Here is a 24,530-nt window from a genome sequence, read left to right as displayed (position 1 = left end):
TGTGGCGCCTGCGCGCCACACCGCGTGGCGCGCGCCACACCGACCTGTGGCGATTTATGAACTTCGACTGCCGCTCCTGGACGTCCGTCGCTAGGTTGGGTGCATCCGTTGGGCCCGAGTCGGAGAGGACCATCAGGGTGACCGCCCCGAGCACGCCCAAGAAGCCGCGAAAATCCCCCAACCTGGCCCTGCGGGGCTGGCTCAAGCGCTCGGGGATGACCTACGAAGAAGTGGCGATCGGACTCAGGCAGATCGCCGCAAGGAACGGCCGCCGCGATCTGGCGCCGGGCCGGAGCCGCATCGGACACTGGGCCAATGACGGCGAACAGCCCCGCGAACCGATCCCCTCCTACCTGGCCCACATCCTCACCCACGCGTGCCGCCTGACGACCCCGCTCACCCCAGCCGACCTGAACATGAACCAGATCGACAGCCAGGTCATCAGCACCTTATGTGACTTATGTGACCCCTCCGCGTCGCTCCCGACGCCCGGCCTAGCAGGTGATCCCACGAAACGACGCACCGCCCTCACTCTCATCGGCGGCACCGCCCTTACCCCCCTGATGGCCCCAAGTGCCGCCAGCGCCGGTACCGTCCACGCCTATGCCCAGCACGCGGCAGCCACCGAACTTGCCCCCGGGGAACCGGAAGAACTAGAACTCGCCGTCCAGCACCTCGGCGCCGCCTACTCCGCCCAACCGCCCCGCGATTTGTGGCGCGACGCCGCAGCCCACCGCCACCGCGCCTTCACCCTCCTCCACGACCACCGCCACACCCTGCGCGAAGGCCGTGACCTCTCCCGCCATGCCGGAATGCTCTCGGTCATCCTGGCCTGGATCGCCCACGACCTCGGCCGGACGGACTTGGTCGAAGCCTTCTGCATTGACGCAGGGGAACAGGCCAAACAAGCCGACGCTCCGGAGGTGCATGCCTGGGCGGAAGACGTGCGGTGCACTGACGCCCTCTACGACGGCCGCGACCTCGACGCACTCACCGCAGCCACCCGGGGCCTCGCCGTCGCGCCACGCAACAGCGACGCCGCCGTCCGCCTGACCGCCCAACTCGCCCGCACCCAAGCGAAGCTGGGCAACAGTGAAGCCTTCGCAGACGCAGCCGGCCGAGCCCATCGATTCCAAGAGCGCCTCCCCCTTCACGGCAAGGGGCTCTTCGGCGTCGACGCCGTCCGCATCGTTTCGTACGACGCCTCGTCTCACCGCTGGCTCGGCGACAATCACAGCGCCCGCAAGGCCGCAACTGAGGCCATCGACTTCTACAAGGCCATGCCCAACGGTCACCAGGCGCCTACACGGTTGGCCATCGCCCAACTCGACCTCGCCCTTGCCCACACCGCGCTCGGCGAGCCCGATGCGGCCATCGTCGCAGCCCGCCAAGCCCTCTCCAGCGACCGGCTCGTCCACTCCGTCCTCGGCCGCGCCAAGCATCTCGATCACCGTCTCCGCCTGCGATACCCCACTCTGCCGCTGGTCACCTCCTTCAGCGAAGAAGTCCACGCCCTCACGGCATGACCAACCAACCACCACCAGCGATCAAGCAGCATCAACGTGGCGGCAGTGCAGACGGCGCCACCGCTCGTGGAAGCTGTCCTCCGCGGCGCGCTGATCCAGTTCAGGGCCTGCTCGATCCCGCGGCGGAAGGTGAAGAAAGCGTGTCTGCCACGGCACCTCTCCACCCCGGCCCACCGCTCATCAAGCGGTGTCCGGACCTGAACCCATTCCAGTAATACCGAAGGGCGTCCGCTGGGCGTCCCGGGAAGGCCAGGGAGATGGAACCGGACTTCACACGCTACAAGGCTCTGATCACGGATTTTGACGGGACACTTGTCGACTCACAATCACTCAACTACCGCTCACTGAAAGCCGCGTTGGCGCCGCACGGCGTCATCCTCGACCAAGACTGGTACCGGGCTCGCCTCGGCACCTCCGGCGACGACTTGCTGACGCAGCTGGGCGTCGACGTCTCCTTCGACACCATCCTGGCTCACTGCGGAGAGCTGATCACCCAGGAAGTCCACTCACTGAAACCGTTCGACACCGTCGTGCGATGGGTGAGGCGTGGCAAGGAGTTGGGGCTCCGCTGCGCCGTCGCGTCCGGTGGCGGTGACGAAGTGGTGCGCGCCGGTCTTGCCGCTACCCGGTTGGAGCCACTGTTCGACGTCATCGTCACCCGCCCCGACGCGCCACGCGGGAAGCCAGCCCCCGATCTGTTCCTCACGGCTGCGGCACGCCTGGGGGTTGCCCCGAGCCGGTGTCTTGTAGTCGAGGACGCCGATGAAGGCCTCGCTGCTGCACGGGCTGCGGGCATGGATGCGATAGACGTACGCCCATGGACAGCCCCGATGTGGTAAATCGCGGCCGACCCACCGTGACCACCGACTCGAGGCAGCTGCTGAGCTCGGTTTCTCAGCCGCAGATGCAGGCCGTCATACTGGCCCGCGGTCGGCTCCGCTCGGGAGGCCGCGGCCTGGAAATCGGCGGCGGACACAACGCTGGGGTTGATGGCCGAACTCGTCGGCGCCTTCAGAACGGTGGTGTGGGTGTCGCCGAGCCCGCAGGACGGCCAGGGGCGGGGCCGGTCGAGCACCTCGCTCGCCACGCCCTCGCGCACGGGCGCTAGATGCGTGACTTCCGCAACGAGTGCCAGGCCGCGCCCGCCAGCGCACGCGCGGACCGTGGTACAGAGAGGTGTTCGTGCTCCCGGTACAAGGCCCAGTTGAACCGGACCAAGCCCAGTTTGTTCGAGGACAGCGACCCCGCGCGATGGGCCCGGTAGACCGCTAGCGGTTCCCGCACCGCCCGGGCGTCGACACCGTCACGCATGATCGACAGCCACAGCGCGTAGTCCTGTCGCTTGGGCATGTCCGGCATCAGCCTCGTCCCCAGCACGTTGCGGTCGTACATGGCGGTCAGAGCCCCGATGTGGTCGTGGACCAGCATCGCGCGGTAGTCCACCCGGGCCGGCGCCCACACCACCCGCCCGTTCGGGGCGAAGTCGGCGGCCTCACCTCCGTGGTCGGCATCCATCTTGAAGTAGGAGGTGAACGTCAGCGGCGTCCCGGCCATCGCGGCGAAGGCGAGTTGCTTTTCCGCTTTGGCCGGCAGCCACAGGTCGTCGCTGTCGAGGAAGGCCACGTAGTCACCCCGGGCCCGCGCGATAGCCAGGTTCCGGGCCCGGGCTGCGCCCCCCTGCTCCGGCAGCGACTCCGGCAGGACCCGCTCGTCCTGCCGGGCAAGCTCTCTCAGCAGATCCATCGAACCGTCCGAGGATGCGTCGTCGGTAATCAGCAGTTCGAGATCGGTGTGGGTCTGCGCCAGCACCGACCGGACTGCGAACCCGAGCGTGGCCGCCGAGTTGTGTACCGGCATCACCACAGAAACCAGGGGCACAGCAGTGCTCCTCACCCAGATTGGAGTCGAGTCGTCATGGATGTTGTCGTTGCCAGCCAAGGCTACGTGGGGGCGACGCTCGCCATGCGCGTCGCAGGGGTGGTGGCCATCGTGTTGTCGGCCACGACGTGGACCCACACCGCATCAAGCGTCTCACCGCCGGCGATTCGTACGTGGAGGGCGTGGCCTCCTCACGGCTCCGCGCGGTTCTGGACACCGGGGCTTACTCCGTGCTCGCCGACGCCGCTGCGCGGGCCGGCCTCGACATCGCGGTGATCACCGCTTCGACTCCGCTGCGGGACGGCGTGCCCGACCTGAACTGCCTCGTGTCCTGCGCCCGGCCCCTGAGCGAGCATCTTCACCCCGGCGCGACGACGGCCCTGGAGTCCACGCCCCGCCAGCAGAACTGCGTTCTCCCATATGCGCCTTGGGCTCCGCTCTGCCCTTTTCTCGACGTTGCACGCCAGCGCCTCCAGTAGGCTTTGTGCGTTCGGCCGGGTTGGCTCTGAGCCACTCGCAACCCACCACCTGCCCTGTTCTGGTGCCATGGCCTTACACCGCGCCATGAAGTGCCCCTCCGGCCGTCACTCCAACTGGGGGAGCCACGTGGTTCGCCTAAGTGCATAGACCGACTGCGAAGTTGATGGAGGAGAAACGCACATGCTCGACATCTCAGGGCTGGACAAGGCCCAGGTCTTGGCCTCCCTGTACAACAACGCCAAGATCCAGGGTCGTGGTGCCGGTGACCCGCGGGGGTCTATCGCGCTGACCGTTGAAGAGGCTCAGTCGGTCGTGGCGTTGCACCCCAGCATGGATTTCGAGTACCTCTACGGTCGGATCTTGAAGGTAGACATCGCTGGGGACCAGTTTGAGGAATGGTGCTACGACCGGGATAACGGTGAGAAGAAGGCGGCCCGTGTCATCGAGCATCTACGGGCGACTGGTTCTGTCGAGGAGATCATCTAGCAGCATGGCGGGCCGTAGCCGGCACCCCTGCTCGGTCGTACAGGGTTTAGCTGCGCGCGGTTGATTCGTGGATCTCGGCAGCTCCATGAGGCTCTGCCAGGTTGTGCCCGCCGTCGGAATGGTCGGCATTGTGCCCGAGCGGGACTGCCTGAGGCATGTCCCGCTCGGGCACCGCCCGGCTCGTGGACCTGGCAACCACTAGCGGGCTCAGGCGGTTGTCGGCGGCTGTGCGGTCGTGGAGCCGAGCTGGGCTGGTCGGTCGGCTGGCTGGAGGCGCTGGAAAGTCTCGATGTGGCTACACCATGCGCCAGCAGTCCCCACTCCTCGGCCGCTGCCCGGCCTCGATGGCCGGCGACGGTTCCCGCGCAGCCCAAGGCCGAGAACGGCCTCGGTGGCCAAGATCAGCACGGAGCTCGGCCGCCAGCGCGTCGAGGACATCGGCGAGCTCCTGCCGGATGCGGACCGCGGCGGTGGGGAGCACGATCTGTGGGTCAGCGGTTCGCTTCCCAGTTGGCCGGAGTGAGCAGGGGGTGTTCCGTTGTTCCTGCGGGGGTGAGCGAGCATGACCAGGCAGTGAGCTCGGGGCGGCCATCGCGGTCCCATGCAGTGATGTGCTGCTCCACGTGGTCGGCAAGGGCCTGCGCTGCGGGGTCGGGTGTGGGGTGGAGCCCTCCGGGCTGGACGAACACCGCGGTGGTGTTCTCGTCGACGAGCGCGCATCCGGTGTAGTCGGTGGTGCCCTCGGCGCTCGCGCAGGTGGTACGTGTGTCGCGGGCCGCCAGGTGCATCCAGAGGTCGAGGTAGGAGCCGCGGGGGTCCAGGCTTCCGGGGGTGGGGTGGGGGCGGGCCGCGGAGGGGGGAGGGACGGGAAGGTGTTGTCCGCGGGTGGCCGGGGAGGTGGTGGCTCCGGCGTAGAGGGGCCCGGTGGCATTCATGAAGTCGGCGTTGGCCATGAGCTGTCCAGCGAGGCTGCCGTCGCCAGCGTGGGTGACTCGGAGCAGGGGATGGAGGCCACCGTGCGCGACCGGGGCGAGGACGGCACCGCCCGGGGCGAGTTGGTCGAGCCAGACCGGAGGGATCCCCGCGATGCCGCAGGTGACGAGGATCAGATCGTAGGGGCCGCCTTCCGGATGCCCGAGGTAGCCGTCCCCCGTGTGGACGGTGACATGCTGGCTGCTGGCGCGGGCGAGGGCTTCTCGGGCTTCCGTGGCGACGAGGGGAGACGCTTCGACGGTGTGGACAGTGGTGCCGGTGATGCGCGCGATCAGTGCGGCGTTCCATCCGGTCCCGGCACCGATCTCCAGGACCTTCGTGCCGGGCCGCAGCCCTGCGGCTTCCAGCATCTTGGCGACGATGGAGGGCTGCGAGGTGCTGGAGAAGCCACCGGCAGCGTCGGCAGGGGTGTGGGTCATGATGCCGCGGTCGGTGTAGGCGAGGTGGAGAAGCTCGTCGGTGGGCTGTTCGGGGTCGATCGCCGTGTGCTGGCCGGCGGCGTAGTGCCCGGCGATGAACAGGTGCCGGGGCACCGCTTCGATGGCCGCGGCCACCGGCTCGGAGCGGATGGCGTTCTTCGCCCGCAGCTCGGCGGCGAGTGCTTGTGCCTTGGGCATCCAGTCGAGGGCTGTGGTCATCGCTGCGTGTTCTCCCGGGGGCTGTGTCGGGTGACGGGTGTGTAGGTGCGGGTCGGGTCGCTCGGCTCCCCGGCAGGCCGGCCGTCAGCCTCCAGCCAGGCGTGGACCTGGGTAGTGCCGGGCTTGATGCCGAGCACCAGGTCAGGGGTATGGCCGTGGGCGCGGCAGTAGAGCAGGGCCGCTACCGAACGGGGCAGGCACGCACGGAGACCGCCGAGGTGGAGGTTGGCGGTGCAGACTGCCAAGACGGCGTGTTCGACCTCGGCGGTCGTGGAGGGGCGGGCCCCGTGCTGGGCTCGGGCCAAGGTGCGTTTCAGCCGGGGCGTGGTGGCGCTGATCCGCGGCGCGAGTGCCGCCGCCGTACGGGCCAGTACGCGCTGCCGCAGGCCGAGCGGGATTCGGGGCGGCAGCGCGACGGGAAGGCTCATCGCGTCATGTCCCTCGGAGAAAGGGCCACCCGACACTGCTGCACTGTGCCGGTCTCCTGGAGCTGGCCGAGGAGGACATCGAGATCTGCGCGCAGCGAGTCGGAGGGAACGCAGGGCCAGCGGCGTGCCAGTTCCTCCTCGGCGTGGGCGACGGTGCCGCCGTCTGCGAGTGTGGACAGGGCCACTGCCGCGGTGGGATTGAGGGTGAAGACCTCGCCGTCGGCGCTGACCAGGGTGCCGTGGCCGGTCGCCGGGTCGGTCAGGACGCGCGCTCCGGGTGCCAGGGTCAGCATCGTGCCTCCACAGGGGAATCGAGAGTCGGCAGGGGATGGTTGTCCGCGGTGCGGGCCCAGATCTCGCACATGACGGTCAGGTGCAGCAGCAGGTCGGTGCGCTCGTCTGCACGATCCCAGCTGGTGAGCGCCGCCCGCAGGCGATCGGGGTCAATGAGTCCGTATGAGGCGAGCCGGCAGTCCGCGTCCAGCAGACGTGCGAACGTCTGGCGCATGGCGGCGGCTGCGGCCGTCGTGTCCGCGCTGTAGCCGCCCTTGGTGCGCCGGGCGAGGTAGGTGGCGGGCACGATGCCGCGCATCGCCGCGGTGAGGAGCGGCTTGTTCTGATAGGGGCTGGTGCGGGCCTCCGCGCGGGTGGACAGTGCGGCCTCGATGACCTGCTGGTCGGCGTACGGGTAGCCGATCCGGATACCGAACGGGGCGGCGGCATCGGCCTGGAGCCGGTTCCAGCGGGCCAGTGCTCGGATGGCTGCCATCGCGGTGTGCTGGTGCGGCCGGTCATGCAAAGGTTCCGCGGCGTCGGCTGCCGTGCTCACCGCGTCGGCCAGCACCGTGCGGGCCGACGCGGTGAGCCACGGCGGGACGTGCGGTCCGGCTTCCCACCCGAAGGACTCGTCCTTGCGCGTGAGACACCCGGCGAGCCACGCCGCGTACGGCATCGGCGCCACGGCCTGCAACCGGACCTGCCTCACCGACGAGCCCCACAGGGCAGCCCACCCCTTCATGTGCTGGCGGGCGGTGTGCCGGTCGCGGCGACGGGTGTAGGACAGGTAGGGCAGGGCAGTGAGCGTCAGTTCATCTCCGCCCTTGCCCGACAGCAGTGTCCTTACTCCGGTCCCGGCGGCGTGACGCCACCAGAAGGCCGAACGCAGAGGGCTGGCGGCGGAGGGAGACGGCGCGTCCAGCACGAACGGCGCGTCCATGCCGGCGAACTGGGGCGGTACGGCGCCGACTTCGAAGATGTCGTGGGAGGCGCCGGGCTGGGACGCGGCGGCCAGGCGGGCCCAGTCGGTGTCGTCGTTGGCCGGGTCCGCGGGGGCCCGCGTGAAGTTGGCCAGCCGCTCACCGCCGACCTCTTCGTAGGCGAGGGCGGACAGGGCGGTGCTGTCAGCACCTCCGGACAATTCGCAGCCCACCAACGGTTCGCCGCGGGTGCGCACGGCCACCGCGCGGCGCAGTGCGTCCCGCAGTACCGGCGCCGCTTCGGGCAGAGCACGTTCGTCGTCAGGGGCAGTCCACCATCGGCGAACCGCCACTGCTTGGCTGCCCTCGACGTACCCGACGCTGCCCGGTGGCACCGCCCGCACGCCCTCGTAGGGGCTGGAGCCGGATTCCGTCAACGCCAGTGGAGGGACCGGACCGAGCAGGTGCATCGCGAGGTGCGAGGGGTCGACGCGTACGGTGCCGGCCGCCTCGGCCAGCAATCGCGCGTGATCCCCGAACACCACCGCACCGTCGACCCGCGCCCAGAAAACCGGCCGCATCCCAGCCACATCCCCACACACCCAGGTACCACTCCCCGTGGCCAGGACGGCGTGGTAGCTGCCCGCCCCGCGCATAAGCGCCACGACGGTGCCGATCGGGTCCCCCGGGGACAACGCGTCGGCCAGCTCCTGCTCACCGCCCTCGTGCGTCCCGAGCAGGGCCGCGGACCCACCGGCCGCGTGGACCGCGACGAGGGTACGGGCGGAGCGGCCGATGATCCACGGCCTACCCTCCCGGCGTGCCAGGATCTGGACGCCGGAGTCGATTGCCTGGAAACGGGCGGTGGCCCGCTGTGCTGCCGAGGAGTTCCCCGGCAGCACAACGAACCACTCAGCAGTGCATGTCATCCCTACTGCCACTTCACGGTGTGGTAGTCACCGTCGTCGCTCTGGCCCGTCGAGTACGAGCCCTCGGCCAGCGACGCCAGAGTCCCGGACCGCACCGCGCGCGGCGGCGCGTAGGCCGCGACGGAGCCGATGAAGCCGACAGCATCCTTCTTCTGCTGCTCGGGCTGCTCACTCATGTCCTTCTCCTTCTCACAGATGCGCTTCAGCTGATGCGGAATGCCTCCCCGGTGCTCCAACAGCTGCGCACCGGGGAGCAACCACCGTTCCGAAACCGCCGAACTCCGTTATTCACAGGGAGCGTTAGGTCTCAGCCGGTGGCTGATCAGCAGTCAACCGCAGACACCGATACAGCGGTAGCGTGTCGGTCACGTTAAGTGGTTCAACGTGTTCAACGAAGAGGTGCTGATGGCCAAACGCATGCCGAACACCCAGCTCAAGGACCTCGTCGACGAGTCGGGCCTGACCTACGCGGCCCTTGCTTCTGCCGTCCGGGCGGTGGCCGCCGAATGTGGCACGGTGCTGCGCACCAGCAAGTCGTCCATTGCACACTGGATCTCGGGAATGCCACCGACGGGGGACACCGGCCGATTCCTTGCGGTCGCGCTAACCCGCGAGGTCGGTCGACCGCTGACCCTGCGCGACCTGGGCCTGCCAGCCGGCTGCGAAACTGACGACGTCGGGCTGTCGATCACAGACGACCCGTTGGAGGCCCTGATGCCGATCTGGAGGGGCGACTTGGACCGTCGACGTTTTCTGTCCGGCGCGGCGTACTCGGTGGCGGCGGCGGTCCTGCCGCTGGAGCACGTCACCGATATTGCCTCCCGCGCAGCCAAGGCCCGCACCGGTGCCCGGGTCGGACACGCTGATGTCGCCGCAGTGCGCGACATGGTCTCGATGTTCGCGGTGATGGACGAACGCCACGGCGGCCAGCACGGCCGCTCCGCACTGGTGCAGTACCTGATGTCCGACGTCGCGACCCTGTGCCGGGGGCGGTTCAGCTCCGAGGACGACCACCGGCACATGCTCTCCGCCGCCGCGGTAGGTGTTCACCAGGCCGGTTGGCGCGCCTATGACGGTGGGGAGCAGGGCCTCGCACAGAGGTACTACCTCCAGTCGTACGCCCTCGCCCGCGAGTCCCAGATCACCGGGCACGACGCGTTCGTCATGAGGACCATGTCCCAGCAGGGCATGAAACTGCACCGCGCGGAGCACTGCCTGTCCCTGGCCGCATCGGCCGTCGACAAGGTCCGCGGACGGGTCGACGCCCAGACCGAGGCGCTCTTCGCCGTCACCCACGCGCACGCTCTCGCCGGTGCCAGCCACCGGCAAGAAGCCGTCCGAGAGCTTGAGCGCGCCAGCACCGCCCTGGACGCGGCGGCTGGTGACGCCGTTCCGTTCTGGGCGCTGTCGTGGGGGCCACCTGCTGCCACTGTCCGTAGCCGCACCGCGAAGGTATTCGAGACGTTGGGTGACCGGCCGCGGGCCGCGGCGATGTACGGTGCAGCAGCGCGGAGCCGCCCCCCAGGTACCTACGCGCGGATCGTCGCCCTGGACCTCGTCGCGCAGGCCGAGCTGCAGGCTGCTGAGGGCAGCATCGAGCAGGCATGTGCCACCTGGGGCCGCGCGATGGACCACATGGACGGCGTGCAATCGAGACGAACCCGCAAAGCCATGGACAACATGCGCCGGAGCCTGTCCCACTTCCGCATCCGCGGACTAACCAGCGCTATCGAACTCGACGAACGCGCACGCGACTTCCTCGGCAATCGTCGCTGAGAGCTTCCCTGCCTGCGGCTGGGGGGCGGCACCTCCGGGTGGAGCTACCGACCGCTCGGCCGTGTGCCCCGGCGGCACGGTGCCTCCGGCTCGGCTTTCTGCCCCTGCCGCCGCATACCTGCAGGCCAAAGGGCACTGCAGGCTCAGGGGCTGGGAGAGCCCAGCGACGGCAGCGTCGGCTGGACGTCGTCGCGCCACCGGGCCCAGTCTCGCCTATCCGTTCGGGGCGACGTCGTCGAGGATTCCACATCGCATACGACCAGCAACTCGGATTACCAGCAGTATCCGCATCTCGCCAGGCTGAGCATCGGCCAGTTGTCGGTACCGACGAACAGCAGAGAGGCAAGGCATGATCATCTGGCTCAATGGGCCCTTCGGTGTCGGCAAGAGCACCACCGCCCAACGACTCCACCAGCAGCTCCCCACCAGCCTGATCACTGACCCCGAGGAGGTCGGCTTCCTGCTGCGCAAGAGCATCGGCGACCACCCCAGCCGGCAGAAGGACTTCCAGGACTACCCGGCATGGCGCACCCTGGTCGCCAGCGTCTGCGCCGAGCTGGACCACTACACCCAGGGCGAGCCGGTCATCGCGCCGATGACGCTGCTGCGCCAGCGGTACGCCGAGGAGATCTTCGACGCCCTGGCCAAGGCCGACGTCGAGTTGCGTCACCTCCTCCTGCACGCCGACTCCGACACCATCCGGACCCGCATCGACGGCAGCATGGAGTTCCCCGGCGACGAGGAGCGCAGCGAGAAGGTCCGTGCGTTTCGCCGCCGCAAGATCGTGGACTACGAGCAGGCGTACGCCTCCTGGCTGAGCGAACGGGCCGATGTGATCGACACCACCGCCCTCAGCCCGGACGAGGTCGTCGCCCAGGCGCTCACCGTCCTGCACCTGTCGTGAACGGCAGGGCGATTGCCCGGATGGCCGGGCCGGCCGAAGTGGTCGCCGACCACAGCTGGCCCGGCACGTCCACCACAGTGCTCCGCCTTCGGGCCACCGACGGACGGCAGATGATCCTCAAGACCAACACCAGCACCGACAGCTTCCGGCGGGAACGCAAAGCCCTCTCCTACTGGGCTCCGGCACTCGGCGCGAGTGCACCCCAACTGCTCGACGCTGACGGGGACGCCCAACTCCTGCTGATGTCCTCGGTGCCGGCCAGCCTCTGCAGTCACTCGCCCTCACTCCGCGGCAGGAGCGTCACGCCTACGGACAGGCCGGCGCTCTGCTCGCCCGCTTCCACGACACCGCGCCCCGCACCCTCCTGCCCACGTTTGGTGCCGAGCGCGCCGCCTCTCCACCATTAATTCTGCCGGTTCTGGGCGACCAGATCGAACCGATGGAACTGCACCAGCACTTCCTCGATACGCGGTCAGCGCCGCTCGACGCTGAAGCCGCTGTCGTGGAGAGCCGCATTCCACCGATCCCGGTCAAACCACTTGGTGACGTCGGGCGACATCGTCGTGATCTGCTTCATCCGGTCGCTCCAGTCATGGCCGGACGGTCCGCGGCTGCCTTCGCAACCCTCGCACCCGTCCTCACCGTGGATGTGACCGGCCATCCACGCGTTCACGGCGACGTTGATGATAACCGCATAGAGGTCACCGCCGGTCCGTACCAGCGAGTCCGGGACTCCCGCGAGCAGCAGGGCGAGTTCAGGATTGTCGACTGGCGGCATGGGAGCCACGCCCACGCCAGCGCTGTCGCTGGACTCCTCGAACTCCCTCTGCTGCTTGGCGATGGCCGCGGCGAGTCCGGCCGCGTCGAAGTACCGCCAGGCGGACCGTTCCTGGATGCCCAGCCGGGCGGCGACCTCGGTCATGTTCGATTCGATGACGTCTGCTACAGCCCCGGACCGCACTGTCACCCCGAGGCGGGCGAGCTCGGCCAGCGTCTGCGCGACGGCGTCCTTGAAAGCTTTGGTATTCCTCACAGGAGCAGCGTAGTGCCGCCCTCGTACCGGCCGCACCGGCCCAGATAGACGTCGAGTCAGCCCGTTGGTGGCTGTGAGATGGTCCAGCGGGCGCGTATTCCGTCAGTTTCAATACCCGACTCCACCATTAGGTGCCCAGTGGGATCACGAGGAACTGACCCGGACCCTGGTCAAGCTCCGCCCGCCGCGCCCCCGGATGACGGTGATCCGAGCCGTCCTCGTCGACCAGGAACGGGCCTGGCGAGACACGTACACGTGGACGGTGATTGCCGAGGTGCCGCTCGGCGAAGGCGGCGCTCAGACGTAGCCCCGTCGGCCGCACCGATGCGTGCCAACGCCCCGACCTCAGTACGAAGACGATGAAAGGCATTCCTGTGCAGATAGCGACCGGGGAACTCTCCGGCGGTGGCCGCCCGTCCGAGGACCGCATCCTCGTCAATGCCGATTCCACCCTGGTAGTCGTCCTCGACGGCGTCTCCACCCTCACCGATGAAATCCCCCGTGGCGGCTGGTACGCCCAGACCCTCGGCGAGGAGGTCATCACCGTTCACGACCGCGCACAGCACCTCGACCTGCGCATCACGCTCCACGAGGCCCTGACCACGGTGGCCAGCGAGCACGGCCTGGTCCCGGGGGCCTCGCCGGCGGCCACCGTGGCGATCGTGCGCCACCGCCCCCACGACCACATGGTCGACGCGCTCGTACTCTGCGACACGCCCGTGGTCGTCGAGCAGCACGACGGCTTCGAGGTGCTGCGCGACGAGCGCCTGGAGAACCTCGTCCGCCTCTCCTCCGCCCGGGACGTCATGTTCGAGCAGCTCCGCGCCGGGTGCGGGTTCACCGCTCCCGAACACCGCCGGGTGGTTCAGCAGTTGCGAGAACACCAGATACAGCACATCAACCAGGGCGTTGACCCGCTGGCGTACTGGGTGGCCGAGGCCACGCCGGCAGCCGCTCGCCACGCCGTCGTGCGCTCCTGGCCGGTCTCGGACATCAAACGCATGTGGGTCATGACGGACGGTGCCCTGGCCGGTGTCGAGCCCTACGGGCTCTGGTCCTGGGACGCCTTCGCCGACGCCTGCACCGCGATCGGCCCCCAGCAGGTGGTCGAGACCATCCACTCCTACGAGCACGACGACCCGAGCGGTATCAAGCACCCCCGCTACAAAGTGTTCGACGACAAGGCCCTCGCGTGCATCGGCTTCGGGCCGATGGCATGAGCAGCCCGACGCTGGTCTGGGCGCATGGACGCCCCGGCGAACCTGGCCGGGCGCCCGCTCCAGCGAGGACCGCCAAGGGCCCCGGGCGAGCGGGAGGAGGCATCAGCGGCGCACTCTTGATGGTGCCGTGCAGCCGCAGCTACAGGAGTGTCGGCGTTTCGGCCATGCCTCGCCACCTCGTGCTCTTGTGCGAAAAGGGCGCGACAAGGGTCGGTGCACTGCACACCTTGGGAAATCCGCTGGATTGCAGGGTGCGCAACCCGTCCGAAAAGAACAGGTGCTCGAAATCGTGCGGCGTCGTTGAACATGCCGACGTCGCCACCAGGCCCACGAGGGGGAACACATTGATGCCAGTCGAACCAGGCAGCGACGAGACCGCGAGTCCGCCGAAGGCCGGAGCCACGGACAGCATCTCGGATGCTGAGAGGGAGCTGTACGGTGGCCGGCTGCGCTACGACCAGTCCTACGTCCAGCATGAAGGCCCGCTGACTCGGCTGAAGTTCGGGCGTATGGCGGCCGCTCTGCCGCACATGGTGGGCATGGTGCTGCGCACCGGCTGGACGGCGGACCGGCGCGCGCTGATGGGGGTCGTAGCGGCCGAGCTCGGACAGGGTGTGACGGCTGGGTGGGGGCTGGTGGCGGTCAACAGCGTCCTCACGCAGTTGTTCGCTGACGGTCCGACCGTGGACAAGCTCCGCGACGCGATGCCGTCGCTGGTGGCACTGGCGGTCGCGGCGGTGGCCACCGCCGTGCTGTCGGCGTGGTCGACGGCGATGTCGGGCCGGCTGGAGCCGCAGGTGGAGCGGGCGGTCTCCGCCCGGTACTACACGGCCGTCACCGGTGTGGAGGTGGAGGCGACCGAGCGGCCGGAGGTCCAGCGGATACTGGAGGCGGGCAAGTTTGGCACCGACTCCGCCCGCAGCATGTTGCGGCTGTCCGTCGGCGTGGGCAACGTGGTGATCGGCATGGCGGCAGCCGCGGTCGTGCTCGCGGCGCTGCACTGGGTCCTGCTGCCGATGCTTCTGGCGATCGCCCTGCCCAAGGGATGGGGCGCGGTGCGCTCCGCGCGTCGTGACTACCTCTCCCGGATGAACTGGGTCGACCACCGCAGGGCGATCGCCTCCCTGCTGGCCTACCTGACCCGCCCGCACGCCGCCGGTGAGATCCGCGTGCACGCCGCCGGCACGAAGCTGTTGGCCAGCTACGAGGAGATGTCGCGGCAGACGGAGGCCGAGCAGCGGCGCCTTGCCCGCGCGCAGGCCTCGACGGATCTGGTCGCGGGAGCGTTCGCCGGCGTGGCGTCGCTGGCCTGCTATGGCGTGCTGTGGTGGCTGCTGTCGACCGGTGGTCTGCCGCTCGCCGTGGGAGGGACCGCGGTGATTGCCATCCGCACCTCGACGGCGCGGCTGACGTCGCTGGTGCAGCAGGTCAACCGGCTGTACGAGGAGCTGCTGTTCCTCACCGATACCGAGGACGCCATCAAGGTGGCAGGAGAGAACGCGATCCCGCTCACCGGTACGCCGCTGCCCGCGCCGGTGCGGGAGGTACGAGCGGAGGCGGTGTCGTTTACCTATCCGGGTGCCGACGGTCCTTCCCTGAAGGGCGTGAGCGTGCGGGTTCCCCGAGGGAAGGTGACGGCCCTCGTGGGCGCGAATGGCTCAGGGAAGACCACCTTGACAAAGGTGTTGGCTGGACTGCTGCTGCCGGCCGAGGGGGAGGGGGACGTGTGTTGGGTGGGTGAGCGGGGCGAGCAGGTCGAGCTTCGTGAGGCGGACCGCTCCCAGGTCTTTGCCGCGGTCGGGCTGTTGGCGCAGGACTTCCCGCGCTGGGAGATGACGGCGGCCGCGAACGTGGCCATCGGGATCGGCGACCGTGCCCGGGACATGGACCGCGTTCGCAAGGCCGCCGCCGAGGCGGGCATGCTCGAACTGGTCGAGGGCCTGCCGCATGGCTGGGACTCGATCGTGTTCAAGGGCTACGAGCGTGGTGTCCAGCTCTCGGGTGGGCAGTGGCAGAAGCTGGGGTCCGCTCGAACTCGGTACAGGCAGGCGCCGTTCCTGCTGGTCGATGAGCCCACCAGTGCCCTCGATCCGCACGCTGAGATCGCCGCGTTCGAGGGGCTGTGGTCCTTGGCCGAGGAGGGTCACGCGGTAGTCCTCGTCACCCACAGGCTCGCCGCGACCATGAAGGCCGATCACATCTACGTCCTCGATCAGGGGTGTGTCGTCGAGGACGGCTCCCACGAGGATCTGATGGCTCGCGAGGGTGGCCTGTACCAGGGCATGTTCGTCGCCCAGGCCGCCCAGTACGGGCTCGCGCCCGAAGCTGACGCGGTTCCCGGCCCTCGCGGCGTCCAGCCGTCCGACCACGAGTCGGCGAGCTGATCCACCAGCGCGACTTCCACAAGTCGGCCAGCACTTCCCCTACGTCGAAGGTGAGACGACGCTCATGCCGCCCAGCTCCCTCGCGATTCGCAAGACCGTCGAGGCGTACCTCGATCGCCACCCTGATGAGCGTGACGCCCTGGCCGGGCTGCTCGCCGCGCTGGACCGGCCTGTCGATGCGACCGCCCGTACGACGCTGCCCGGGCACATCACGTGCAGCGCCGTCGTCATCGACCGGCAGGGCCGCGTCCTGCACATCCGACATCGCGCCACCCGCGGCCTCATGCTCGCTCCCGGCGGCCACATCGAGCCCGGAGACCGCACACTGCTCGCCGCGGCGCTGCGCGAGGTGTCGGAGGAGGCCGGGATCGCGCCGGGCGTCCTGTGCCTGACCCGGCAGCTGCTCGGTTCTCCGATCGACATCGACGTCCACGACATCGACGCCAGCCCGTCCAAGGGGGAACCGGCCCACCGCCACTACGACTTCCGATACGTCTTCTACCCCGCCGGCGAGGAGCCGCCGACGATCGCGCTGCAGGACGAGGAGGTGTCCGGCGCCCAGTGGCTCCCGCAGCCGGAGGTGACCTCGCCGACACTGCGCGCGAAACTCCTTGCGGCGCGGCTGGACGGCAGGCCGGAGCCGGTGAACGCTTCCGCGCTGATCCACGACGCGGCCGGCCGGTACTTGCTCCATCTGCGCGACCACAAGCCCGGCGTCATCTGGCAGTCGGGGGCATTCGCCCTTCTCGGCGGCGGCCGCACGCACGACGACCAGAGCCTGGAGGGCACGCTGCTGCGGGAGCTGTCCGAGGAGGTGCCCGACCTCCGCCTTGAGGACTTGAAGCCCTACGCCGTGGAGGCCGCCACCAGCATTGACGGCCTCAGCGTCCCGGTCCGGGTCTTCGCCGGCCGGTGGCGCGGCAACCCCGACCGACTCGCGCTGCACGAGGGTGTGCTGTTGCGCTGGTTCGCGCCGGACGAACTGGACCGGCTGCGCCTGAGCCCCGCTACCCGGGACCTGATTCGCCGGCACGCGGCCGAGAACCCCCCGGACAACAAGCCGGCTGCGGCTCCCCCCGTGTGGGACGGGGGCAGCCGGACCGTACTGAACGGCATCGGAGTCCACCTCCACCTCGAAGACGCCGAAGGCCGAGTACTTCTCGGCCTACGTCACCCCGAGTCGAAGTACGCGGGTGACACCTGGCACTACCTCGCCGGGCGGTGCGAGCAGGAGTCTGCCCTCTCATGCCTGGTCCGCGAGGCGTGGGAGGAAGCAGGGCTGGTCATCGAACCCGCCGACGTGGAGCTCGCGCACGTCGTCCATGTCGTCGACACCCCGGGCAGCTTGCCCCTGATGCAGCTCGTCTTCCGAGCACGCCGGTGGGAGGGCATCCCCGAGGTTCGCGAGCCCGACAAGTGTCTGACCTGGCAGTGGTGGAACCGTCACGAGCTCCCGGACCGCCTCGTCTCCTACACCCGCACGGCCATCACCGCAATCTCCGAAGGCCAGCCCTATTCCCAGCTGGGGTGGTGAGCAGGGTGAGCGCACCCACCGATTGCGGGCCCGGTCGGCGGGCCCAGGCCGAGCCCACGCACGTGCTGCGGGAGCGCCTGGCGGAGCCGAGGGAGGTACTCCGTGCCGCCCTGCGCTGAGACCCCCTCCGCCGCGGGAACCTCGCTGTGGCGGCACCGGGACTTCCGCTGGTACCTGACCGGCCAGGCCACGAGCGTGGCCGGCAGCTCGATCACGCAGATGGCGCTGCCGGTGCTGGCCGTGCTCTACCTGGACGCGACAACCGCCCAGGTCGCCTGGCTGGCGTTCCTCGGACAGCTCCCTCCCGCGCTGCTCGCCCTGCATGCCGGCGCGCTCGCCGACCGGCACTCCAAGCGACGGCAGATGATCACCAGTGATCTGGTCAGCGCGACGGTGCTCGCCACCGTGTCGGTCTCGGCCGCGCTGGGCACCCTGACCCTGACGCAGCTCATGGTCGTCGCCGTGGTGCACGGGGCGGTGAGCGTGCTCCACGATGCGGCGGCCATCAGCCTGCTGCCCACTCTCGTCGACCGGTCTTTGATCCAGCGGAGCAACAGCCGGGTCGGCGCGCTGTTCGCGGTTGCCGCGACCGCCGGGAGCCACCTCGGCGCCGCGCTGACCGCGCTGCTCGGCCCCGCCCGGGCACTGCTCGGTGATGTCGCCTCCTACCTGATCAGCGCCGTGTGCACCGCCCGCATCCAGACCGCCGAACCCGCCCGCGCATACCCGGAGAACCGCCGGTTGCGCGGCGAGATCGGAGAGGGGCTGCGGTACGTGCGCGGCGATGACCGGCTGTGGACCCTGACCCTGGTCAACGCCACGACCTCGTTCGCCCTGGGGCTGCTCAACACCCTGTGGGCCCTGTACCTGCTGCGGTCCCTGGCGATGAGCGCGACCGCGTTCGGTGTGGTGCTGGGCCTCGGTGCGCTGGGAGCGGCCGCCGGAGCGCTCACCGCCCCGGCGTTGGCTCGCCGGTACGGACCGGGGCCGATGATGCTCACCGCGCTCGCGATCACCCCGCTGACCCAGCTCCCGCTGCTGCTCGCCTCCCCCGGCCTCGCCTGGCAGATCACAATCGGCGCGACGCTGTTCCTGCAGCTCGTCTGCGCCGGCGCCGCGGGCACCACCCAGCGGTCCATCCGTCAGATCATCACCACGGCCGGGATGCAGGCGCGGATGCAGGCAGTGAGCACGTGGCTGACGTCTGGCGCCCGCCCCGTGGCCGCGCTCCTCGCCGGCGGCCTGGGCACGTGGATCGGTGTCCGGCCCACCCTGACCGCCGGTACCTTCCTGCTGCTCGTCCCCTTCATCGTCCTCGCCCGCTCCCCGCTGCGCGCCCTGCGGCAGATGCCGGACCCGCCCGCCGCTGGGCCGTCGCCGCTCACGGTCCGGATGGTATCCCCTCCGGCCGTACCCAGACCAGCACGCGCGGACGACGCTCACGATCGCTCGCTCGGAGGCGATGCCCCGTGAACCAGGTGCCGAACCCGGCGGCAACTCCTGCTGCCACACCAGCCGATCCCCTGGAGCGCACCGTGCTGACCACCCCCACCGCGCCCCTCCTAGCGTCGCAGCCCGCCGCCGACATGTCCGGGGCTGTGGCGGCCCGGGTGGCGATGGTCGCCCGGCTTGAGGAGAGCGGAGGGCTCGGCCCCGGACCGGTGCGTGAGGCCCTGCTCGCGCTGCCGCGCGAGGTGCTGATGCCCCAGGCGTACGTGCGTCGCAGCGCCCCGGACGAGACCCCGCCGTACTGGGATCTGCTGGACTTCTCCCGTCCGGCCGACCGCGTCGAGCTGCTGGAGCGGCTGTACAGCGGGGACAGTGTCGCGATCCAGCACGGCGGCGAGCCGATCCTCGGCCGTGTTCCCGGGCCGCGGCGCGGGGGCGTGATGACCGCGATGTCGAGCACGATGGGCCTGACCGCCGGCCTGCTTCAGCTCCTGGAGCTGCGCCCAGGGCAGCAGGTGCTGGACGTTGGGACCGGCGCTGGGGTGACCGCGGCGGTGGTGTGCTTCGTGTGCGGCGACGTCGGCGTCGTCACCCTCGACATCGACCCGCACGTCACCGCGGCCGCCCGCGAGCGGCTGTCCGCCCTCGGCTTCCGGCCGACAGCGGTGACCGGGGACGGCACTGCGGGGTGGGCCGACGCGGGTCCGTATGACCGGGTGTTCGTCTCCTTCGCCGTCCGCCGTGTGCCGGAGGCCCTGGTGGAGCAGCTGGCGCCGGGCGGGCGCGCGGTGTTGACGCTCGGGACGTCGTCGCCGTCGTGGCCGGGCCTGGCCGTGATCGGCAAACTGCCGGACGGGACCGTGGAGGCCGAGCTGCGGGCGGTCGAGTTCGGGCACCGCGCCGGCGCTGGCTTCAACCGGCTGTTCCTGTCCACCGCTTTTCGCTCGACGATCACCACTGCCGACGGGTGGACGCAGCGCAGCCGCCTCGCGCCGCCGGCGGATTCGGCGCGCGGCATGTGGCTGTCCCTGGACCACTTCTACCCGGGCCTGGTGCGCCACTTCGGTGCCGAGGACCTGACCATCGGCGCGCCCGAGTGCGGGTCGTGGATGCGCGTGAAAGAGGCCGGCTACCGCCGGTGGGACGTAACGACCTGCGGCCCCCGGGACATCTGGGCGGAGATCCAGGATGTCGCCGGCCAGTGGCGGGCGGCCGGTGAACCGGACGTATACCGCCTCCACTTCGACGCCGACGGCATCCAGCGGGCCACGAGCCCGAACGGCGCCCTGACCTGGCAGCTTCCCCCCGTTCCTGGCGAGACCGGAGATTCACGATGATCCGTCCCGATCAACCGGCCTCTGCGGCGGCTTCGGATGACGCCCTGTTCGGGGCCGAGGCCGCCGACTACGCCCGCTATCGTTCCGGCCTTCCGGACGCCGCGGTCCGGCTCCTGGCCGCCACCCAGCACGACGTGCCCGCCCCCATCCTGCTGGACCTGGGGACCGGTACCGGCCAGGTGCCCCGCGTGCTGCTGCCCGTCCTGGACTGCCTGGTTCACATCGATCTGGTCGATGTGAACGAGTCGATGCTGGAGGCAGCCCGCGCCGCACTCGAACCGGCCGACTCGGCGTTCAGCGACGTGGCCAAGCACGCCTTCCCCGTCTCCCGCACGTGGAGGCCCGAGGACGTCCTCGGCTACCTGCGCACCACCAGCTTCGCCCGCCCTGCCCTGTTCGCCGGCCACCATGGCGAGTTCGAGGATGCTGCTCTCCGGCAGCTTCAGGACCACGCCCGCGGCGGCGCCCTGAAGGAGGACGCGGTATTCACCGTGCTGCTCGCGCGGCGCCCCGGCGGTGACGCGTGAGCAGCACCCAGCGGCACACCGAGCCGCTGGACGTCCACCTGATCGCCTTGCGCGAGGGCGCGGCGGGGCCCGAGGTGCTGCTGTCCCGGCGGGCCGGTGAGGTGTACGCGGCCGGCTGCTGGCATTTGGTCAGCGGTCACCTGGACGGTCCGTGGGAGGACATGGTCACGGCGCTGGTGCGCGAGGTGCGGGAGGAGACCGGCGTGGTGGTCGACCCGGCGGATGTCCGCGCGGCTGTCACGGTGCACCACCGCGCCCCCGCCGGTGAGGCGCGGGTGGGGGTCTTCTTCGAGGTCCGGCGCTGGCACGGCACGCCGCGGGTCATGGAACCGCATGTGTGCGACGCCGTGAGCTGGTTCCCGCTCGACGCGCTCCCGGAGCCGATGGTGGCGTACTGCCGGGCCGGGCTGGAGGCCTACCGGGCGGGCGCGCGGATGGCGGTGCACTTCCAGCAGCCCGGCGATCCGATCGCCTACGCCCCGGAAGCCGACCGGCTGGCCCTGGTGCCCGACCCCGGCACTGGCGCGCCGGAGGAGGCGGTGCGTGATTTCGCCGAGCGGGCGGTGGGCCGGATCACCGGCTGGACGGACGTGTCATGGGTCCGAGAGGAGAGCCGCGTGTGGCGGGCGCGCGGCGCCGAGGGCGGAACCTGGTACGTCAAGAGCCACCAAAACGCCCGCTTCCATCAGCGTGAAGTGGATGCCCTGCGCAGCTGGGTGCCTGCGCTCGGCCCGGCGGCCCCGCGGCTGGTGGCCGTCGAGGCGTCGCTGCGGACGGTGGTGCTCACCGCGGTGGGAGGCCGGTCCCTGTACGGCGCCGTCCACCGGCCGGAGCAGCAGCGGCGGATCTTCTACCGCGTCGGGCAGCTCGCGGCCGCGATCCACCGCAGTGCCCCGCCCCGCGCGGGCGGCAGCACGCCGCCCCTGGGGAAGCTGGAGCGGCACCTGGCCGGAGCTCGCGCCCACCTCTCGCCCGGGGACGAGGACTTCATCCGCGTGGTGGCTGTGCAGGGCGCGGGCCTGCCCGCGCTGGAGGCGGTGCCGACCCACGGCGACTTCCAACTGCGCAACCTGCGCTGGGACGAAGCCGCCGACACGCTGTACGTAGTGGACTTCGAGCGAAGCGAAGCGGGCCCCGCGGTACGGGACTTCGTGCGGCTGTCCGATGCCTGGCACGGCCGGCCCGACCTGCAGGCGGCCCTGCTGGACGGCTACGGCCGCGCCTTCACTGAGGCGGAGGAAGCACACCTCACCGTCCTGTCCGTCCTCGATGCCGTCTCCGGCATCTCCTACGGCGCTACCCACGGCGACTTCGAGCTGGTGGAGCGCGGCCGACGCACCCTGGCCCACCTCCGCACCCGCCAGCGCCCTGACCATGACCGCACCACATGAGGAGCAGCACGTTGATGTACACCGCCCGTGATCAGTGGGAGCAGCACTACGGCGACGGCAAGGGATTTCAGCAGCTCGGCGAACGGGAGCGGGAGCTGCTCGCCGAGCACACCCCGGTCCCGGAGGGCGGCGGTCGGGCTCTTGAAGTGGGCTGTGGCACCGGGGAGTTCGCCGCCTGTCTCGCCTTGCTCGGCTACGCCGTGGACGCCGTCGACTTCGCCGACAGCGCGCTCGCCCGGGCCCGCGCGGAGCACGCCGATGTCGAGGGCGTGCGCTGGCTGCGTCTGGACATCGAGCGTGACGACCCGGCCCAGCTGCACGACGACTACGACCTGATCGTCATGCGGCTGATGTACCCCTTCCTGCGCGACCGCGCTCGCGTCCTGCACGGGCTGGGTGAGCGGCTCCGGGACGGTGGTGCCCTCGTCGTCATCACCCCGGTGGTGGAAAACACGCCCGAGGAGCGACGCGGAATCGCCCTGGACGAAGGCGAGATCGCCCTGATCACCGCCGGGTGGAAGTCGGTGCAGCGGCTGGACGCGTCCGGCCTGGCCGTCCTGGTCCTGCGCGACGCCCGCCACACCTTCACCCGGGCTGTTGAGAAGAGGCCGACCACCGGCCACGCCCTGACCGGCGCCCTCGCAGTCGTCACCGACGATGCCGGCCGGGTCCTGCTCGGCCGGTCCCGGCGCGGCATGCTCGAGCTGCCCGGCGGCAAAACCACCGGTTCCGAGGACTTCGCCGGCGCAGCCGTGCGCGAGCTCGCCGAAGAGACCGGTCTGATTGCCGATCCGGGCGACGCTCATGTGGTGACGATGCTCGCTGATGACAGCCACGGCGTGCCGCGGCTCACGGCTGTCGTCCGCATCACCGACTGGGCGGGAACCCTCACCAACCCGGAACCGAAGTTGTTCGACCGGTGGGAATGGCACGACCTGCACGCCCTGGCCTGCGCCGGCGACATCTTCACCCCTGCCGCGCAGTCACTGGCCGCCATCTGGCCCGGGGTCATTCCCGACCTGCCGCCCGCTCACACCTACCCCCTCGCCGTCGCCCAGCCCCCGGTGCCAGGCGAGCCCGGCGAAGCTCTCCGGCTTCGGCGGCAGATGACCGAGACGGTCATCGCCGGGGGCTGGGCCCCCTCCGAGCCGGTCCGCGATGCGCTGCGGACCGTGCCCCGCCACCGCTTCGCCCCCGAGGTAGACCTCGCGACCGCCTACGACGGCGACGACCGGGCCGTCATCACCCAGCGCGACGAGAACGGAACGGCGATCAGCTCGGTCTCAGCGGCTTGGCTCCAGGCCGACATGATCGAGCACCTCCGGCTGAAGCCGGGGATGACCGTGCTGGAAGTCGGTTCGGGCGGGTACAACGCAGAGCTCCTGTCACACGTCCTGGGACCGCACGGGCGCGTGGTGACCGTGGACGTCGACCCGTATGTCGTACACCGCACCCAGCGGCTGTGCGCGGAAGCCGGCAGCGGCCGGGTCACCGCCGTCCTCGGCGACGGCGGTCTCGGCGCCCCCGACCACGCCCCCGACCGGGGGTTCGACGGGGTGATGATCACGCACAATGCGTCGGACATCGCCCCGGCCTGGCGGGAACAACTCGCCGACGGAGCACGCTTGGTGGTGCCCCTTGCAATGGGCGGCTACACCCGCGCCCTCACCCTGGTCCGGCGCGATGACGTGCTGCACTGCGAGCACTGGACATACTGCGGGTTCGTGCGGGACCGCGGCGCCGCCGCCCGCACCGCCCCCGCCGCCCGACTGGCCGACGGCGAAGTCACGGTGCGGTGGGAGGACGGCGCCCCCGGCGATGCCGCCGGTCTCGACGAGGCGCTGCGCGGTCCGCGGCACGAGCTCTCCACGGGCCTGGTCGTCCGGGGCCTCTTCAATTTCGAGACCCTGCAGATCTACGCCGCGACCACGCTGCCCAGATTCTGTCGCCTGACCGCCCCCGCGGGGTCCACCCTGATCACGCAGCAGGACGCGGCCGCGATGGCGGCGGACGGCTCCCTCGCCTACCTGACCTACCGCAAGGTCAAGGACGCCCCGGACCCGGACGACCGCCGCAGCGAGTTCTTCATCCACGCCTACGGCCCGGCCGCCGACGAGCTGGCGGAGGGCTTCGCCGACTGCGTGCACACCTGGGACCAGAAGGTGCGCGAGAGCGGCTACCCGCCGATGACCATCCACCCTGCCGGCACCCCTGACGAGCAGCTGCCGGTCGGCGACGTGTTCAACAAGCCCTCCGCCAGGCTCGTCTTCCAGTGGCCGGGCCGCGTCCCCCGTCGAGCGCAGGAACCTCACCCGGCGGGCGGACGCCATGCCTGACGCCCGCAAAGAGATCCCCGCGAGGCCCAGCGTGGCCGCGGGCGACGAGGCCGCAGCGGGCGGGCCCAGGCCGCGGAGCTTGTTC

22 protein-coding genes are annotated in these 24,530 nt (G+C 70.2%); 15 read left to right on the top strand and 7 right to left on the bottom strand.

The features are described from left to right. Window positions 1-137: 137 nt before the first annotated feature. Together D9V36_RS01680 and D9V36_RS01675 are read left to right on the top strand one after the other, a co-directional pair. Window positions 138-1,526: a tetratricopeptide repeat protein gene (locus D9V36_RS01680; RefSeq protein ID WP_129292114.1), complete on the top strand. Its 1,389-nt coding sequence runs from the start codon at window positions 138-140 to the stop codon at window positions 1,524-1,526. Between the two features lie 257 nt (window positions 1,527-1,783). Further along, window positions 1,784-2,365 (top strand): HAD family hydrolase, encoded by a 582-nt coding sequence (locus D9V36_RS01675; protein WP_129292113.1) that lies wholly within the window; start codon window positions 1,784-1,786, stop codon window positions 2,363-2,365. 265 nt (window positions 2,366-2,630) lie between these two features. Here D9V36_RS01675 and D9V36_RS01670 read toward each other — a convergent pair whose 3' ends face one another. Beyond that, on the bottom strand, window positions 2,631-3,404 hold the full coding sequence (locus D9V36_RS01670; protein WP_129292112.1) for a glycosyltransferase family 2 protein: 774 nt from the start codon (window positions 3,402-3,404) through the stop codon (window positions 2,631-2,633). A gap of 128 nt (window positions 3,405-3,532) precedes the next feature. Here D9V36_RS01670 and D9V36_RS01665 point away from each other — a divergent pair, with 128 nt between their 5' ends. The 3 genes from D9V36_RS01665 to D9V36_RS42510 all read left to right on the top strand — a co-directional run bounded on the left by D9V36_RS01665 (window position 3,533) and on the right by D9V36_RS42510 (window position 4,893). Next, window positions 3,533-3,883 (top strand): hypothetical protein, encoded by a 351-nt coding sequence (locus tag D9V36_RS01665; protein ID WP_206739575.1) that lies wholly within the window; start codon window positions 3,533-3,535, stop codon window positions 3,881-3,883. A gap of 181 nt (window positions 3,884-4,064) precedes the next feature. Then, window positions 4,065-4,370, top strand: a complete 306-nt coding sequence (locus D9V36_RS01660) for a hypothetical protein (RefSeq protein WP_129292111.1) — start codon at window positions 4,065-4,067, stop codon at window positions 4,368-4,370. 391 nt (window positions 4,371-4,761) lie between these two features. Further along, window positions 4,762-4,893 (top strand): hypothetical protein, encoded by a 132-nt coding sequence (locus tag D9V36_RS42510; protein ID WP_277753363.1) that lies wholly within the window; start codon window positions 4,762-4,764, stop codon window positions 4,891-4,893. Here the strand turns inward: D9V36_RS42510 and D9V36_RS42505 are convergent. The 5 genes from D9V36_RS42505 to D9V36_RS40585 are packed head-to-tail and all read right to left on the bottom strand — an operon-like array spanning window position 4,862 to window position 8,730. After that, window positions 4,862-6,001: a protein-L-isoaspartate O-methyltransferase family protein gene (locus D9V36_RS42505; protein WP_129292110.1), complete on the bottom strand. Its 1,140-nt coding sequence runs from the start codon at window positions 5,999-6,001 to the stop codon at window positions 4,862-4,864. The two genes, D9V36_RS42510 and D9V36_RS42505, sit on opposite strands and share 32 nt — an antisense overlap. Continuing rightward, window positions 5,998-6,429 (bottom strand): lasso peptide biosynthesis B2 protein, encoded by a 432-nt coding sequence (locus D9V36_RS01650; protein ID WP_129292109.1) that lies wholly within the window; start codon window positions 6,427-6,429, stop codon window positions 5,998-6,000. The genes D9V36_RS42505 and D9V36_RS01650 overlap by 4 nt, the downstream gene beginning before the upstream one ends. After that, window positions 6,426-6,722, bottom strand: coding sequence for a PqqD family peptide modification chaperone (locus D9V36_RS01645; RefSeq protein WP_129292108.1), 297 nt, complete (start codon window positions 6,720-6,722; stop codon window positions 6,426-6,428). The genes D9V36_RS01650 and D9V36_RS01645 overlap by 4 nt, the downstream gene beginning before the upstream one ends. After that, window positions 6,716-8,554, bottom strand: coding sequence for an asparagine synthase-related protein (locus D9V36_RS01640; RefSeq protein ID WP_129292107.1), 1,839 nt, complete (start codon window positions 8,552-8,554; stop codon window positions 6,716-6,718). Before D9V36_RS01640 ends, D9V36_RS01645 begins: the two co-directional genes overlap by 7 nt. Window positions 8,555-8,556: 2 nt before the next feature. Continuing rightward, entirely contained in the window at window positions 8,557-8,730 is a 174-nt protein-coding gene (locus D9V36_RS40585) for a hypothetical protein (RefSeq protein ID WP_164992818.1), read from the bottom strand. A 208-nt stretch (window positions 8,731-8,938) separates the two neighbouring features. Between D9V36_RS40585 and D9V36_RS01635 the strand changes: the two genes are divergently transcribed. Then, window positions 8,939-10,330 carry a hypothetical protein gene (locus D9V36_RS01635; protein WP_241720642.1) on the top strand — a complete coding sequence of 464 codons (1,392 nt, stop codon included), beginning with the start codon at window positions 8,939-8,941 and terminating at the stop codon, window positions 10,328-10,330. Window positions 10,331-10,679: 349 nt separating this feature from the next. Continuing rightward, on the top strand, window positions 10,680-11,234 hold the full coding sequence (locus tag D9V36_RS01630) for an AAA family ATPase (protein ID WP_129292106.1): 555 nt from the start codon (window positions 10,680-10,682) through the stop codon (window positions 11,232-11,234). A gap of 472 nt (window positions 11,235-11,706) precedes the next feature. On the opposite strand, the gene D9V36_RS01625 is transcribed toward D9V36_RS01630, so the two are convergent. After that, window positions 11,707-12,267: a hypothetical protein gene (locus D9V36_RS01625; protein WP_129292105.1), complete on the bottom strand. Its 561-nt coding sequence runs from the start codon at window positions 12,265-12,267 to the stop codon at window positions 11,707-11,709. A 374-nt stretch (window positions 12,268-12,641) separates the two neighbouring features. On the opposite strand from D9V36_RS01625, the gene D9V36_RS01620 reads away from it, so the two are divergent. From D9V36_RS01620 to fxlM, 8 genes are all read left to right on the top strand, one after another. Beyond that, complete coding sequence (locus tag D9V36_RS01620) at window positions 12,642-13,487, top strand: hypothetical protein (protein ID WP_129292104.1); 846 nt, start codon at window positions 12,642-12,644, stop codon at window positions 13,485-13,487. A 347-nt stretch (window positions 13,488-13,834) separates the two neighbouring features. Further along, on the top strand, window positions 13,835-15,871 hold the full coding sequence (locus tag D9V36_RS01615; RefSeq protein ID WP_129292103.1) for an ATP-binding cassette domain-containing protein: 2,037 nt from the start codon (window positions 13,835-13,837) through the stop codon (window positions 15,869-15,871). Between the two features lie 64 nt (window positions 15,872-15,935). Beyond that, window positions 15,936-17,405 carry an NUDIX hydrolase gene (locus D9V36_RS01610; RefSeq protein ID WP_129292102.1) on the top strand — a complete coding sequence of 490 codons (1,470 nt, stop codon included), beginning with the start codon at window positions 15,936-15,938 and terminating at the stop codon, window positions 17,403-17,405. A gap of 102 nt (window positions 17,406-17,507) precedes the next feature. Continuing rightward, on the top strand, window positions 17,508-18,878 hold the full coding sequence (locus D9V36_RS01605) for an MFS transporter (protein WP_129292101.1): 1,371 nt from the start codon (window positions 17,508-17,510) through the stop codon (window positions 18,876-18,878). After that, complete coding sequence (locus tag D9V36_RS01600; protein WP_241720641.1) at window positions 18,875-20,191, top strand: methyltransferase domain-containing protein; 1,317 nt, start codon at window positions 18,875-18,877, stop codon at window positions 20,189-20,191. The genes D9V36_RS01605 and D9V36_RS01600 overlap by 4 nt, the downstream gene beginning before the upstream one ends. After that, window positions 20,188-20,718: a class I SAM-dependent methyltransferase gene (locus D9V36_RS01595; protein WP_129292100.1), complete on the top strand. Its 531-nt coding sequence runs from the start codon at window positions 20,188-20,190 to the stop codon at window positions 20,716-20,718. The genes D9V36_RS01600 and D9V36_RS01595 overlap by 4 nt, the downstream gene beginning before the upstream one ends. Beyond that, on the top strand, window positions 20,715-22,109 hold the full coding sequence (locus D9V36_RS01590; protein ID WP_129292099.1) for a phosphotransferase: 1,395 nt from the start codon (window positions 20,715-20,717) through the stop codon (window positions 22,107-22,109). The genes D9V36_RS01595 and D9V36_RS01590 overlap by 4 nt, the downstream gene beginning before the upstream one ends. A 14-nt stretch (window positions 22,110-22,123) precedes the next feature. Beyond that, window positions 22,124-24,445, top strand: coding sequence for a methyltransferase, FxLD system (fxlM, locus tag D9V36_RS01585; protein ID WP_129292098.1), 2,322 nt, complete (start codon window positions 22,124-22,126; stop codon window positions 24,443-24,445). The last annotated feature ends 85 nt before the right edge of the window (window positions 24,446-24,530 follow it).

Origin of the sequence: Streptomyces lydicus (genome assembly GCF_004125265.1) — a bacterium.
Taxonomy (GTDB): Bacteria; Actinomycetota; Actinomycetes; order Streptomycetales; family Streptomycetaceae; genus Streptomyces; species Streptomyces lydicus_C.
This window is presented reverse-complemented; position numbering and strand designations above follow the sequence as displayed.